Raw genomic sequence first — 14,292 nt, forward strand, 5'->3', positions numbered from 1 at the left:
GCGCATCGCGAGAGCGGACGGCAAACGAGTTCTACGCACTACGTATTGCGTTTTCCGCATCACTCGCGGTGCGCGCTTACACCACGTTCTTCTCCACGATCGGCCGGTTTTCCAGCACGCGAGTGAAGCTCAACGAACCCAGATCGAGTGTCGTGTAGCGGCCATGCAGAATCAGTTCGCTGATGCCACGCCCCGTTGCCGGTCCTTGTTGCAATCCGTGGCCGCTAAATCCGTTGGCGAAGATGCAGTTATCCACGTCCGGGTGATAACCGATGATCGCGTTCTGATCGAGCACGTTGTATTCGTAGTAACCGGACCAGCAATTCTGCACACGCAGCGCTTCGAATTGCGGCACGCGATGCGCGAGTGTCGGCCAGATCACCTCGTCGAACAACGCGTGATCGACCTCGTCGAGCGGCAAATCGTCAGGGTCGTTGTCCGCCGAGGGCGACGTGCCGCATATAAACGATTTGCCTTCGGGCCGAAAGTACACGCCGCTCGGATCGATCAGCAACGGGCACCGTTCGAGCTGGCCCGGCGAGCTGACATTGAAAATACTGCGGCGCCGCGCATGGACCGGGATTTCGATGCCGGCCATTTGCGCGACTTTACGCGCCCACGCGCCCGCGGCGTTCACGACCACGTCGCAGGCGTAGGTTTCACCGTTCGCGGTCTGCACGTGTGTCACGCGTTCGCCGTCGCGCTGGAGAGCGGTGACGTCGGCCGCGACATAGCGCGCGCCGAGCGACTGCGCTTTCTTGCGCAGCGCCTGCACGAGACCGTAGCCGTCGAACCAGCCTTCGCCGCTCTCGCCATACGCGCCGGCAACGAGGTCTTCCGTATTGAGCCAGGGGAAGCGCGCTTGCAGCGCGTCTTTGTCGAGCAGACTGATATCGGCGCCTAGACGCGTTTGCAGCGCATGGTTCTCACGCAGTGTCGCCTCACCTGCCGGCGTGGCGAGAAACAGATAGCCGCCTTCGTGCAGATCGATGGAAGGCTTCGTGCCGTCGACCTCGAGCCGCTCTCCGATCGAGCGCAGAAACTCGATACCGAACAGCGACATCTGAATGGACAGCGGAGTGGAGAATTGCTGACGGATCGACGCCGCCGATAACGCCGACGATGAACGCGCGTAAGTCGGGTCGCGCTCGATCACCGTGACGCTGACTGTCGGATCGGACAGCCGCAAGAAATACGCGATCGAGCTGCCGATCACCCCACCGCCGACGATCACGACTTTCGAACTCACGTCAAACCCCAGGAGTAGCGAGGCCGCGCTGAAACGCCAGGCGGCGCAAACGGATTACAGAAAAAGAGCGCCCGAAAACCGCAGCGGCGCGTCAATGCGCCGCTGCGTTCCACGGACTGCGTGCGCGCTATCAACCGATATTGAAGTCGATGCCCTGCGCGAGCGGCAATGCCGACGAGTAGTTCACGGTGTTTGTGGCGCGGCGCATGTAGGCCTTCCACGCATCCGAACCCGACTCGCGGCCGCCGCCGGTTTCCTTCTCGCCGCCGAACGCGCCGCCGATTTCTGCGCCGCTCGGTCCGATGTTCACGTTCGCGATACCGCAGTCGCTGCCCGAGTCGGACAGGAAGCGTTCCGCTTCGCGCAGATCGGTCGTGAACACGCACGACGACAGGCCGTGCACCGCCGAGTTGTTCGCCTCGACCGCGTCGGCGAAATCGGTGTAACGCAGCACGTAGAGAATCGGAGCGAACGTTTCTTTCAGCACCACCGCTGTTTGCGACGGCATTTCGACAATCGCCGGACGCACGTAGAAGCCGCCTTCGTAGCCCTTCACCTCGACGCGTTCGCCGCCGAACACCTTGCCGCCTTCAGCCGTGGCCTGTTGCAAGGCTTCCTGCATGCGGCCATACGACTGCTTGTCGATCAGCGGTCCCATCAGCGTGCCCTTTTCGAGCGGATTGCCGATCGGCACCTTGCTGTAGAGCTGTTTCAGACGTTCAATGGTCTTGTCGTACACGCTCTCGTGCACGAACAGGCGGCGCAGCGACGTGCAACGCTGGCCCGCCGTGCCTACCGCCGAAAACAGAATGCCGCGCATGGCAAGTTCATGATCCGCCGTTTGCGTGACGATGCCCGCGTTATTGCCGCCGAGCTCGAGCAGCGAACGGCCGAACCGCTTGGCCACTTCCACGCCCACCGTGCGGCCCATTTCCGTGCTGCCGGTCGCGCTGACAATCGACGCGCGCGGATCGGCCACCAGCTTCGCGCCCACGTCACGGCCGCCGTTGATCAAGGCGGTCAGGCCAGCCGGCGCGTCGCCGAATTCCTGCAGCGCCTCGTTGAGAATCTGGTTGACGGCGAGCGCTGTCAGCGGAGTCTTTTCCGAAGGCTTCCAGATCACCGCATTACCGCAGACCAGCGCGAGCGCCGCATTCCACGACCACACCGCGGCCGGGAAATTGAACGCCGAGATCACGAGGCAAGTGCCCATGGGATGCCACGTCTCCGCCATGCGATGCCCCGGACGCTCCGAGGCAATCGTCAGACCGTACAACTGGCGCGACAGGCCGACCGCGAAGTCGCAGATGTCGATCATTTCCTGCACTTCGCCCATGCCTTCCTGCAGGATCTTGCCGGTTTCGAGCGTGATGATGCTGCCGAGCGCCTGCTTCTTTTCACGCAGACGGTTGCCGAGGAGCCGCACCAGTTCGCCGCGGCGCGGCGCCGGAACGTTGCGCCAGGCCGTGTACGCGTCTTTAGCCTGGGCGAGGGCCGCGTCGACTTCCGCCACCGTGTTGCTGGCCACGCGGCCGATGAGTTCGCCGGTAATCGGCGAATGAACCGCGATGTCGCCGGCTTGCGCGGCGTGGGCAATGCCGAGGTCGGCGAGAATGGTGGAGGCGTCCATGAGAATCCCTTTAATTTCCGATGCGAAACAAGAGTAAGTTCGGAAACTATACACGCGGGTTTTTGCGGCGGCAAGGGGATTTGCCCGGAGCGGACGGGCCGGAAACTCGTAAGGGCTTACTGAGCTTGAACGAAACACCCGACAGGCCTACGGCGCCGGGCTTTCGGGCGGGTTCGTGGCCATGCCTCGGCCGTGGGCCGATCCCGTGAATTTTGTTTCCTATAGGAAATGTTGGCTTCGCCGGCGGCTATGGGATCCGGGCCGCCGGCGTCGCCGGATTCAAGCGAGCTCGGCCGTGGCGCGCATGCTCAGATAGCCTTCGTGGTCTTTGGCCCACAGATCGACGAGCTTGCCGTCGGCGGAAGGCTGGCCGCATACAGTGAAGGCCTGGCCTGCGAATATCGGCCGCACCGCCTTGAAGGCAAAACTCTGTAGCGTAGCGTCCGGCCGTTCGCGGCGCACCAGATCGACGAGCAGGGTCGCAATCAGCGGGCCGTGAACCACCAGACCGGGATAGCCTTCGACCTGCTTGACGTACGGGTAGTCGTAATGAATACGATGCCCGTTGAACGTCAGCGCCGAGTAGCGGAACAGCATGACAGCGTCGGCATCGATGGTGCGGCGCCACGTTTCGCCCTCCGGCGCAAGCTGCGGACGCGCGGGCCGCGCGCCCTCCTGCGGCGCGTCGCGATAGACAATATCGTGCTCTTCTTCGAGCTTCAGTTCGCCGTCGGCTTCAATGGTGTGCTGCACAGTGACGAACACGAGGCGCCCCGAGCGGCCCGTCTTGTCTTCGATATTGGCGATGGTCGAGGTTCGCGTGGCGTGCTCACCCACTTTGAGCGGCGCGTGAAAAGTCAGCCGTCCGCCGGCCCACATGCGGCGCGGCAACGGTACTGGCGGCAGAAAACCGCCGCGCTCCGGATGACCGTCCGCGCCGACCTCGGACATCGGCACAACCGGCAGGAAATACAGCCAATGCCAAAGCGGAGGCACGCTGGAGCCGTGTTCCGCGCGGTTCAGCGTGGCGGCCATCGCCGCAAGCGGAAAGGCGGTGATGTCGTCTTTGACCACCATTTCCTTGTTGAGCCAGTCGTCGAGTTTCGGTGTGGAGGCGGACATGGGAGCAATCTCCGGATAGGCGTATTGAGCTCAATAAGGTCTAACTATGAACGAGGCCATACGTTCCGTGAAGATTGCATTGCCGATCACGACACCCGGCGTGAGCGTGAAAAACGTGGAATTGAAGAGCAAGAGTCGGAGTGCGCCGCGGCACACGCGTGATTACACTCCATCCTCATTGAGGGACTGGCTTGATGGAGATGGCAGATGGATACGATTGCAAGGAACCCGCGGTCTCGCACTTTGGAGTTGGACTTCACGCCTGACGTGAAACGCCCCGAGGCGCCGGAGGCCGGCATGCCTGCGTCGCGCGTCGACGTATACGACTGGTTCGATGTCGAACAAGAGTTGAACAGTTACGGCTGCGCGATGCTGCGTAATCTGCTGAGCGCGCAGGAATGCGACGCACTGACCGCGCTCTATTCGCACGAAGGATTGTTCCGCAGCCGTGTCGTCATGGCGCGGCATGGCTTTGGCCGCGGCGAATACAAGTACTTCGCATATCCGCTGCCGCCCTTGATCGCCGAATTGCGCACCACGCTTTATCCGCGTCTCGCGCCGGTGGCGAATCGATGGAATGAGGCGATGGGGATCGACGTTCGCTACCCGGCCGCGCACGCGGAATTTGTCGAGCGCTGCCACGCCGCCGGCCAGACGCGCCCCACGCCCTTGATGCTGCAATACGCCACCGACGACTACAACTGCCTGCACCAGGACCTCTATGGCGAGCACGTATTCCCGCTTCAGGCCGCCATTCTGCTGTCCGAACCGGGCGAGGACTTTATCGGCGGCGAATTCGTGATGACCGAGCAGCGTCCACGGATGCAATCGCGCACGGAAGTCGTGCCGCTGCGCAAAGGCGACGCGGTGGTGTTCGCCGTGCATCACCGGCCCGTGCAAGGGACCCGCGGGACGTACCGCGTGAACTTGCGTCACGGCGTGAGCCGCCTGCGCTCAGGCCGGCGTCACACGCTCGGCGTGATTTTCCACGACGCAGCCTGAGCCGGCGCGAGGCTCGAGCGCCACCTAAACGCTCGTTGCCTCGTCGCACGCGGATCGGCAGCGTTACAGCCGGTCGACGTCGAGCACCGCCTGAGCAAACGCCTGGGGCGCTTCCTGCGGAAGGTTATGGCCGATGCCGCCCGTAATATTGCGGTGCTCGTATTTGCCAGTGAACTTGCTTGCGTAGGCACTCGCCGGCGGATGCGGCGCGCCGTTGGCGTCACCTTCCATGGTGATGGTGTTGACACCGATTGTCGGCGCCTGGGCAAGCCGCTGTTCGAGCGCGTCGTACTTTGCCTCGCCCGCGACAAGGCCTTGCCGCCAGCGATAGTTGTGCACCGTGATGTCCACGTGATCGGGATTGTTGAGCGCGGCCGCACTGCGATCGTAGGTGGCGTCGTCGAACTGCCACTTGGGTGAAGCCAGACGCCAGATCAACTTGGCGAAATCGTGCCGGTATTTCTCATAACCGGCGCGCCCACGTTCCGTGGCGAAATAGAACTGGTACCACCACTGAAGCTCGGCTTCCGGCGGCAGCGGCATCTTGCCCGCTTCCTGACTGCCGATCAGATAGCCGCTGACCGACACCAGCGACTTGACACGTTCCGGCCACAGCACGCTTACGATGTCGGCGGTACGCGCGCCCCAATCGAAACCGGCGAGCGTCGCCTGCTGTATTTTCAGCGCATCCATCAGCGCAACGATATCGGTTGCCAGTGCCGCTGGTTGGCCATTGCGCATGGTGTCGGCAGATAGAAAGCGCGTCGAGCCATAACCGCGCAGATACGGAACGATCACGCGATACCCGCGGGCCGCCAGCAGCGGCGCGACATCGACGAAGCTGTAGATATCGTAGGGCCAGCCATGCAGCAGGATGACCGGCGGACCGTCAGCCGGGCCCGCCTCCGCATAGCCGACGTCAAGCAGTCCGGCCTTGATCTGCTTGAGCGCCGCAAATGACGTGTTGCTGCCCGGCTTGACGGGCGGCACGACCGGCTTCGCCAAAGTGGTTTGAGCTTCGGCAGAGCCGAACATGCCGAGCTGGGAAGCAGCCAGCCCCAACGCCGCCATGCTCATGAAGCCGCGACGGCGCGAATCGATCTTCTCCGACAATTTTCTCTCCTTGTAGTGCTTCGGTTCAGTTAGTGATCCAGTGTGATTGACGACGAGTCAGTCCGGGGCATTCTCACGGCTGAATGCTTCCATCTCGTGAATCAGGCCCTGCGCAGCCAGCTTGACCAGCGCGCCGCCTTTCTCCCGGGAGGCCTGGGCGGGATCCGAGCCCATTCGCCCATCGGGATAGCGCGCGCGGAACTCGAGCGCTTCGCGAATCGGTCCCGACGGAGCGATCTGCGGGCTATAGTGAGCCGATTTGATCGAGTCCGGCAAGGCCCATTGCGTGACGGCGATCTCGGAGGGCGTGGCATGCACGCCATGCCCGGTCGGAAACTGCTCGCGCGCCAGTTCGCCTACGCCTTCAAGATCCCACCAATTGCACAGCTTCAGCGCAAAACCGGCGCGCCGGCGCGCGAAACTGGCCTCGGCGTAGAGTTCGGAGAACGCAGCCTCGATCGACGCGACATTGCCGCCATGACCGTTCAGAAACAGGATCTTCTCGAAGCCGTGCACCGCGAGCGAACGCGTCCAGTCGCCAATGGCGGCGATGAATGTGGACGGGCGCAGCGAGATCGTGCCGGGGAAACCCAGATGATGCTGAGCCATGCCGATATTGAAAGTCGGCGCGATCAGCAGATCCGCGCTCTTCTGCGCTTCATGCGCGATGATTTCCGGGCACAACCAGTCGGTGCCCAGCAGGCCGGTGGGGCCATGCTGCTCGTTCGAACCGATCGGCACAACGATTGAGCGGCTGCGTTCCAGGTATTGCCCTACTTCAGCCCAGGTCGAAAGATGTAAAAGCATTTGCGTTCCTCAGTTGCGCCGCTTCCCGACGGTGGGCGGCAGATTGGCATGGTCGTGGGTGACAGACTTATCGGCTTATCGGCTCACATTCACCGCATGACGCTCCGCCGACGGCATCCGGTTGGTGACGAGCAGCACGGCGCCACACAGCGCCAGCGCGGCAATAATCAGGAGTCCGAGGTGCAGATTGCCGGTCGCGGTCTTGGCCCAGCCGATAATAGCCGGCCCCCAGAATCCGCCGGACAGGCCGATCGTGTTGATCAGTGCGATGCCGCCCGCGGCCGCATCGCCCTTGATGTATTCGGAGGGGATCGCCCAGAACACCGTATAGGCCATCCACAGCATGGTCGTGGCGAGCGTCAGGAGTATGAGCGAGGCAACGAGATTGCCGTCGGCCAGAATCGAAGCGGACAGCAGCAGCGCAGCGAGCAGCGCCGGCACCGAACTGTGAAAACGCCTTTCGCCGCGCATATCCGAGCGGCGGCCGATGAAGACCATGCCGAAGGCCGCGCCCACATAAGGAATCGCCGCGTACCAGCCAAGCCGGATCGTATCGTCGACACCTTGTGACTTGAAGATGGTCGGCAACCAGAAGCTCATGGCGTAGATCGACGCGATGATGCAGAAGTACGCACAAGCCAGCAGATAGATCTTCGGATTGCGCAAGACCGCTTTGAACGAATGATGCCCTGCGGAAGCCGAGCCGAGTTCGGCCGCGATCAGACGCTTCTGGCTGTCGCTCAGCCAATTGGCTTGCGTGGGCCGGTCCGAGATGACGAAGAGCGTCAGCACGCCCATCACGATGCACGGCAAACCCTCCACGAGGAACATCCATTGCCAGCCGGCTAGCCCTGCGGTGCCGGCAAGCCGGGTCATCAGCCAGGCCGATACGGGACCGCCGACAATGCCGCCGATCGGGCCGGCGAGAAACACGATGGCGATCGCTCGCGCCATGCGCGATGGTCCATACCAGCATGATAGATAAAAGATCATGCCGGGTGCGAAACCTGCCTCGAAAACGCCGAGCAGAAAACGCATGCCGTAAAACATCGGCACATTGCGGACAAACAGCATGCAGGCCGACGTAATGCCCCACAGCACGAGGATGCGAAAAAACGTCTTGCGGGCGCCGACCTTCGGCAACATCAGATTGCTCGGCAACTCGAACAACACATACCCGAGAAAGAAGATGCCCGCGCCGACACCATAAGCGGCATCGGAAAAGCCGAGGTCGGTCTGCATCTGCAACTTGGCAAAGCCGACGTTGACACGATCCAGATACGCAAACAGATAACAGATCAGAAGAAACGGAAGGATCCGCCAGTTGAGCCGGTCATAGAGCGCGGAAACGTCGTCTCCTGCGATTGCGGTCTGCGTTGCTGCCATGTCAGTCTCCGTTTCAACGTTCTGTCCAGTTCTCACTGGGTGCGTCCATATTGGCAACGACGAGCAGAACTAGCAATAGCAACTAAGTTCACGTATCGTTGCTTTCAGAGCAACGCTCCTCAAAACGACGGCAGGACAGACGCCATGCGCGAAATCAATCAGCAACGCCTACGGTATTTCCACGAGGTTTTGAAGCACGGCACGATTCGCGGTGCGGCGGACAGCATCAACACGTCGCCGTCCGTGATTACGCGGCAGATCAAGCTGCTGGAGGACGAACTCGGCGCGACGCTGTTCGAGCGCCAGGCGCGCGGCGTCAAGCCCACTGAGGCGGCCGCGCATCTGCTCGAGTTCTGGAGAGGGTATCGGTCGCAGCAGGAGAAGCTGGAGGATCAGCTGCATGCGCTGCAAGGTCTGCAGCAGGGCCAGGTGCAGGTGGTGATCAGTGAAGGCTATGTCGATGCGCTGATCGACGAAGTGCTCACGCCGTTCTGCGCCCAGTATCCCAAGCTGGACATTGGCCTGGAGGCGCTGCCGGTCGACGAGTTGCTGAATGCCGTGGCCGAAAGCCGCGCGCATATCGGCCTCGCCTTCAATCCGCCGCCACATCCGCGGGTCGAGATTCGCGCGAGTTGCCCGCAGCCGGTCGTGCTGCTGGTGCGGCCGGAGCATCCGCTCGCGGTGCGCGGCGGGCCCGCCACGATCGAAGACATGCTGGCCTGGCCGCTGGCATTGATGCCGTCTACGTTCGGCGTCGGCCAAGCGGCCAAGTTGCTGGAGTTCGCGGAGAACATCAAGATCCGGGCGACCCTCACCACCAATTCGCTGACCGCGCTCAAGCGCATGGTCGCAGCGGAGAATTTCGCCACGCTGGTTGGGGAGTTTGCGGCGTACCGGGAGATTGCCGCGGGTGAACTGGTCGTCGTACCGATCGACCACCCGTTGCTGAGCGGCACCAAGGCGCGCGTGCTGGTGAAATCGGGCCGCCCGCTGGTGGCGGCCGCGCATGAACTGCTGAACTGGATCCTGCGCGATATGACCATGTTCGCGGGACGGCAGGACGAATAACTGGGCCGCCCACGGGGCGGCCCAGACGATTCAGCTTCCCGCCGGCATTACTGGCCGAAGTAGATCGACTTCATGCCGTCGAAACTGGCGTCGCGATGCTTAGCCGGCGCACCGGATTCCGACGAACTGTCGTGCGTACCGCCCACCGCGGTGGCGGGGGAATTCTGGGCGGCGACGCGAGCCTCAGCGGAGATGATGTCGGACGGGTAGGTGGTGTCGGCGCTGAGTCCCGGGTTGTAGCCCGCCTTTTCCAGTTGCACCAGTTCAGCCCGGACTTGAGCGCGGGTGACCGGCTGAGTCGACTGGGCGAACGAAGCGACCGGGGCAACGAGAGCGACGGCGACGAGAGCGGCTTGAACGATCGATTTCATGACAGTTACCTCAAGAGTTGGATGATTTGACCGGAATGTCGCAGTGCTGTCAGGGCGCTGCGTACCGCGTGTTGCATCTGCATCCGGTATGGACGTATTTGAACGTCCCGAGGTATCTGGCTTGTGTCCAGCGAGGGGCAATTTTGAATCGGCATGTGTCCGTGTCGCCGCCGGATACAGTGCGATACAAAACCAGGGTGTCGGCGCGCGCTTACGCCCCGGAGAACGACTCGGCGCGCCGCCTGTCTCGCATGATCGCGAGCATCAGCGCAGCCAGGCCACACACCGCAATGAGCGCGATCAACGCCTCCTTGCCCATGTGAACCAGCACCCATCCGCCGACCGCCGGAAAGCCGAACGTGCCGATGAAGTACGAAACCACAAACCACGTCAACGCGGCCTGACGGTACATCGTCTCGGAATCGTTGACGGTCTGGGTCTGGATAATCGGATAGACGAGCCCGTAGCCGGTCCCGAGCAGCACGGCGCTCGCGGGATGGAACATTGCGTGATACGGCACGGCGAACATCGCCACGATGCCGAGCACCATGACGGCGAGCAGCACTTTGGTGGCGACTTCGCGGCGGATTCTGATCACGAATTGCGTAAACAGCCAGCGCGCCGCCACGACTGTAATCGTGTAGATGCTGAAAAAGGTGCTCGCCTGGGAACCCGTCCCTTGCACCAAAGACATCTGAAAGGTCATCAACCCTGAAAAGACGCAGGCGCACAGCGCGACCATCACGATGGGGTAAGCCGCGCGCGTGCGGGCGATCGTGCCGATGTCACGCAGCCAGCGCTCCTGCACGGGCAAGGTGGGAGCACGTGGCGAAATCCGGCCGAAGGTCTCCAGCATGAGCGCCGCGACGACACACAGGGCCGCGATCACATAGAGCACGCCGCCGAGCGTCCAGTGCAACGAATGAATGGCAAACCCCGCCAGCGCCGGGATGCCGGCAATGCCGGCCATCTGGATCGTGCCGAAACGCTGGAACCAGAATCCCCGATCCGCATCGTTCGTGCGCTCCGCAAGCGACATGGGTCCCGCAAGAGAGAACGCCCCCCAGCCGAAACCCACCAGAAAACCCGGAGCCGCGTTGAGCAGGCTCACCTGAGTCATCAGCGCGAATCCCGTGACGCCCAGGCCAATACAGAGTGCCGCGAGCGCGGTCATGCGCGCGGCACCGATGCGCGGCGCGAACCACCCGACGAGCGGCAAGCCGACGAAGGTGCCGAGCATGGCTTCCACCAGCGCCACCCCGGTATCGAGGTCCGTGCCGCCGAGCGACCTGAAACGCATGGAGAGCAGAAACGTCGCGCCATACCCGCCCGCTGCGAGCAATGTGCCGACAAAAGCGAAAAAGGCGCTAGATAGACGCATGGCGAGGTTCGGATCACCGACGAAGATTGCGCGATTATCGATCGCCGGATCATTATGCCCCGAAAGCCTCGGCGCAACGCCACGGCCTCCCTTTGTATCTCAATGTATCTGAGGTACGCGCTGAAACACGCGCTTGCAAAAACCCCCCTTCCCCGACACAGCCCAGATACGTCCCGGCGCTCCAATACGTTCACCGGGCGATGAGCCGACAACCCTATCGTTGATCGCCACTCGCTTAACACTCACACCACTGGAGCAACCCGTCATGACCCAAATCGAAAACGTCCTGTACACCGCCAAGACCCACACGACTGGCGGCCGCGAGGGAGCCGCGCGCAGTTCGGACGGACGTCTCGACATCACGCTCACGCCCCCGGGCGGCGCGGGCGCCGGGACCAATCCCGAGCAACTGTTCGCCGCCGGCTGGTCGGCCTGCTTTATCGGCGCGATGGGCAAGGCCGCACGCGCTTTGAATGTCTCGCTGCCGGCCGACACGAGCGTGGACGCCGAAGTCGATCTCGGCACCACGGACGGCGCCTTTTTTCTGCAGGCACGTCTGAATGTCAGCCTTCCGGGCCTGGCGCATGACGTCGCTCAGGCGGTTGTCGACAAGGCGCATCAGACCTGCCCGTATTCCAAGGCGACGCGCGGCAACATCAATGCCGTGATCACGCTCATCTAACACGGTGGATGAAATGAGCAGCGAGATGATCCGGAGTTGTCTGTTGACGCGTACGCGGCAAATTTCCCGAGTCTTGACGAGCATCTATGACGAGGAACTGCGCCCGTTCGGCATCCATTCCCCGCAGTTCTCGCTGCTCGTGCTCATCTCGGCGTTCGGTCCGCTCAGCCGCGCCGACCTCGGGCGCAGAAATCATCAGGACAGGTCGACGCTGACGAGGAACCTGCAGCCCCTCATCGAGCGCGGGTTGGTCTCCGACGATGTGCCGGGTGACGACGGCCGCAGCCGGCCAGTGTCGCTCACGGAACAAGGCGCGGCGCTGCTGCATGACGCAGCGCCCGCATGGTCGGCGGCGCAGGCAAAAGCGAAAGCCCTCATGAGCGAGACGGGTGCCAACGCGATCATGGAAATCGCGGGTGAGTTGCCGCGTCGCATGCACTGAATTTTTTATAGCCGATGTTGCATATGCAACATAACCAACGGGTCGAGCGCCCGTCTTTATCAGTCAAGGAAATTGCAATGAAAGTCGTTAAAGCCGCAGCCGTTCAGATCAGCCCCGTTCTCTATAGCCGCGAGGCAACCGTCGAGAAGGTCGTGCAGAAGATCCTCGAGCTCGGCCAGAAAGGCGTGCAGTTCGCCACGTTCCCGGAAACCGTCGTGCCTTATTACCCGTACTTTTCAGCAGTCCAGACGGGCATTCAGATTCTGTCCGGCGCCGAGCATCTGCGGCTGCTCGAACAGTCCGTGACGGTGCCCTCCCCGGCTACCGACGCCATCGGCGAGGCAGCGCGCAAGGCAGGCATGGTGGTGTCCATCGGCGTCAATGAGCGCGACGGCGGCACCATCTACAACACGCAGTTGCTCTTCGATGCCGACGGCACCCTGATCCAGCGCCGCCGCAAGATCACGCCCACCCATTTTGAACGCATGGTCTGGGGCCAGGGCGATGGATCGGGCCTGCGCGCCGTCGACAGCAAGGTCGGCCGCATCGGCCAACTGGCGTGCTTCGAACATAACAACCCGCTCGCGCGCTATGCGTTGATGGCCGACGGCGAGCAGATCCATTCGGCGATGTATCCGGGCTCGGCCTTCGGCGACGGGTTTGCCGAACGCATGGAAATCAACATTCGCCAGCACGCGCTGGAATCGGGGGCTTTCGTCGTGAACGCCACGGCCTGGCTGGATGCCGACCAGCAGGCACAAATCATGAAGGACACCGGCTGCGCAATCGGCCCGATCTCCGGCGGGTGCTTCACCACGATCGTGACGCCTGACGGCATGCTGCTGGGCGAACCGCTCCGCTCGGGTGAGGGCGAGGTCATCGCCGACCTCGATTTCACGATGATCGACCGGCGCAAGCTCCTGATGGACTCGGCCGGCCACTACAACCGGCCGGAACTGCTGAGCCTCATGATCGACCGTACTCCGAGGGCGAACCTTCACGAACGCACCGCGCATTCGGCGCAGAACGTCGAACAAGGCTCCGACGAGCCACGCGTCAGCGTGATCTGAGTATTGAGAGCCAGTCACAACATGCGCGCGCTTGGCAAGCGTGCGCGCCTTCTTTCACTTGATCCTTCACGTCCGCTAAAAAAGCGCCCTTCATCGAATATCGCCTTTAATGGATTGTGGTGGGATCACGCTGGCATGGATCGTCAACCCGGCTTTATCTCCAACCGGAGTTTTTATGTCTGACAACAACACGCCCCTATCGCCTGCTCGCCGCCGCTTTGTCGGCGTGGCGGCGGCGACCCTCGCTGCGGGCTCCTTGAGCCAGCTCGCTTTTGCGGAATCGAATCAGGCGATCACTGAAGCCGCTCCGGCGGCTGGTGGCGACAAGACTGCCATTCGCCCGCTTCGCGTGCATGTCCCGGAGTCGCAACTCGCTGATTTGCGCCGGCGCATCAAGGCGACCCGGTGGCCCGATCGCGAAACGGTCACGGATGATTCGCAAGGCGTGCCGCTCGCGATGATGCAGGAAGTCGCACGTCATTGGGCAACCGATTACGACTGGCGCAAGTGCGAGGCGAAGCTCAACGCACTGCCTAATTTCGTGACCGAGATCGATGGGCTGGACATCCACTTCATTCACGTGCGTTCGAAGCATGAAAACGCCATGCCGCTCATCGTCACGCACGGCTGGCCCGGATCGATCATCGAGCAGTTCAAGATTATCGATCCGCTGACGAATCCCACGGCACACGGCGCGAGCGCGTCGGACGCATTTCATCTGGTCATTCCGTCCCTGCCTGGTTATGGATTTTCAGGCAAACCCACCACGACCGGCTGGGGCCCGGAGCGCACCGCGAAAGCCTGGGTCGTGCTGATGAAGCGCCTTGGATATGCGAAGTTCGGTAAGCACCCGGTGAAGGCACCTTGTCCAGCCCGTGCGTAAGCTATAGTGCGCTAGCGTAGGGTTTCCAGAGATGAGGGAGCAACGCATCAATGTCAGCGGCACGATGTGTTGGCAAGCGGGTGAGC

At 62.4% G+C, this 14,292-nt stretch carries 13 protein-coding genes and 1 pseudogene; 6 read left to right on the forward strand and 8 right to left on the reverse strand.

The features are described from left to right. Nucleotides 1-76 precede the first annotated feature (76 nt). The 3 genes from A6V37_RS31905 to A6V37_RS31915 form a co-directional block, all read right to left on the reverse strand. On the reverse strand, nt 77-1,249 hold the full coding sequence (locus tag A6V37_RS31905; protein WP_064270257.1) for an NAD(P)/FAD-dependent oxidoreductase: 1,173 nt from the start codon (nt 1,247-1,249) through the stop codon (nt 77-79). Between the two features lie 130 nt (nt 1,250-1,379). Further along, nucleotides 1,380-2,879, reverse strand: coding sequence for an L-piperidine-6-carboxylate dehydrogenase (gene amaB / locus A6V37_RS31910; protein WP_064270256.1), 1,500 nt, complete (start codon nt 2,877-2,879; stop codon nt 1,380-1,382). Between the two features lie 279 nt (nt 2,880-3,158). After that, complete coding sequence (locus A6V37_RS31915; RefSeq protein WP_064270255.1) at nt 3,159-4,001, reverse strand: HTD2 family dehydratase; 843 nt, start codon at nt 3,999-4,001, stop codon at nt 3,159-3,161. Between the two features lie 297 nt (nt 4,002-4,298). On the opposite strand from A6V37_RS31915, the gene A6V37_RS31920 reads away from it, so the two are divergent. Further along, a complete protein-coding gene (locus A6V37_RS31920; RefSeq protein ID WP_064270264.1) occupies nt 4,299-5,003 on the forward strand; it encodes a 2OG-Fe(II) oxygenase in 705 nt (234 codons plus the stop codon). A gap of 63 nt (nt 5,004-5,066) precedes the next feature. On the opposite strand, the gene A6V37_RS31925 is transcribed toward A6V37_RS31920, so the two are convergent. The 3 genes from A6V37_RS31925 to A6V37_RS31935 form a co-directional block, all read right to left on the reverse strand. Continuing rightward, the gene (locus A6V37_RS31925) at nt 5,067-6,116 is read right to left on the reverse strand and encodes an alpha/beta fold hydrolase (RefSeq protein WP_064270254.1); all 1,050 of its coding nucleotides are present in this window, start codon (nt 6,114-6,116) and stop codon (nt 5,067-5,069) included. Nucleotides 6,117-6,173: 57 nt separating this feature from the next. Beyond that, nucleotides 6,174-6,923, reverse strand: coding sequence for a creatininase family protein (locus A6V37_RS31930; RefSeq protein WP_064270253.1), 750 nt, complete (start codon nt 6,921-6,923; stop codon nt 6,174-6,176). A gap of 75 nt (nt 6,924-6,998) precedes the next feature. Continuing rightward, the gene (locus A6V37_RS31935) at nt 6,999-8,309 is read right to left on the reverse strand and encodes an MFS transporter (RefSeq protein WP_064270252.1); all 1,311 of its coding nucleotides are present in this window, start codon (nt 8,307-8,309) and stop codon (nt 6,999-7,001) included. 144 nt (nt 8,310-8,453) lie between these two features. Here A6V37_RS31935 and A6V37_RS31940 point away from each other — a divergent pair, with 144 nt between their 5' ends. Next, nucleotides 8,454-9,377 carry a LysR family transcriptional regulator gene (locus A6V37_RS31940; RefSeq protein ID WP_064286719.1) on the forward strand — a complete coding sequence of 308 codons (924 nt, stop codon included), beginning with the start codon at nt 8,454-8,456 and terminating at the stop codon, nt 9,375-9,377. A gap of 47 nt (nt 9,378-9,424) precedes the next feature. On the opposite strand, the gene A6V37_RS31945 is transcribed toward A6V37_RS31940, so the two are convergent. Further along, complete coding sequence (locus tag A6V37_RS31945) at nt 9,425-9,748, reverse strand: DUF4148 domain-containing protein (RefSeq protein WP_064270250.1); 324 nt, start codon at nt 9,746-9,748, stop codon at nt 9,425-9,427. Between the two features lie 211 nt (nt 9,749-9,959). After that, the gene (locus tag A6V37_RS31950; RefSeq protein WP_064270249.1) at nt 9,960-11,129 is read right to left on the reverse strand and encodes an MFS transporter; all 1,170 of its coding nucleotides are present in this window, start codon (nt 11,127-11,129) and stop codon (nt 9,960-9,962) included. Between the two features lie 265 nt (nt 11,130-11,394). Between A6V37_RS31950 and A6V37_RS31955 the strand changes: the two genes are divergently transcribed. The 4 genes and pseudogenes from A6V37_RS31955 to A6V37_RS31970 all read left to right on the forward strand — a co-directional run. Then, nucleotides 11,395-11,811, forward strand: coding sequence for an organic hydroperoxide resistance protein (locus A6V37_RS31955; protein ID WP_064270248.1), 417 nt, complete (start codon nt 11,395-11,397; stop codon nt 11,809-11,811). Between the two features lie 73 nt (nt 11,812-11,884). Beyond that, nucleotides 11,885-12,253, forward strand: a complete 369-nt coding sequence (locus A6V37_RS31960) for a MarR family winged helix-turn-helix transcriptional regulator (protein WP_242665888.1) — start codon at nt 11,885-11,887, stop codon at nt 12,251-12,253. Between the two features lie 77 nt (nt 12,254-12,330). Next, complete coding sequence (locus A6V37_RS31965) at nt 12,331-13,323, forward strand: carbon-nitrogen hydrolase family protein (protein ID WP_064270246.1); 993 nt, start codon at nt 12,331-12,333, stop codon at nt 13,321-13,323. Between the two features lie 175 nt (nt 13,324-13,498). Beyond that, nucleotides 13,499-14,164 (forward strand): annotated as a pseudogene (locus A6V37_RS31970) (epoxide hydrolase family protein); the annotation flags it as partial. Nucleotides 14,165-14,292: the final 128 nt, after the last annotated feature.

The organism is Paraburkholderia ginsengiterrae, assembly GCF_001645125.1.
In the GTDB taxonomy this organism is placed as follows: Bacteria; Pseudomonadota; Gammaproteobacteria; order Burkholderiales; family Burkholderiaceae; genus Paraburkholderia; species Paraburkholderia ginsengiterrae.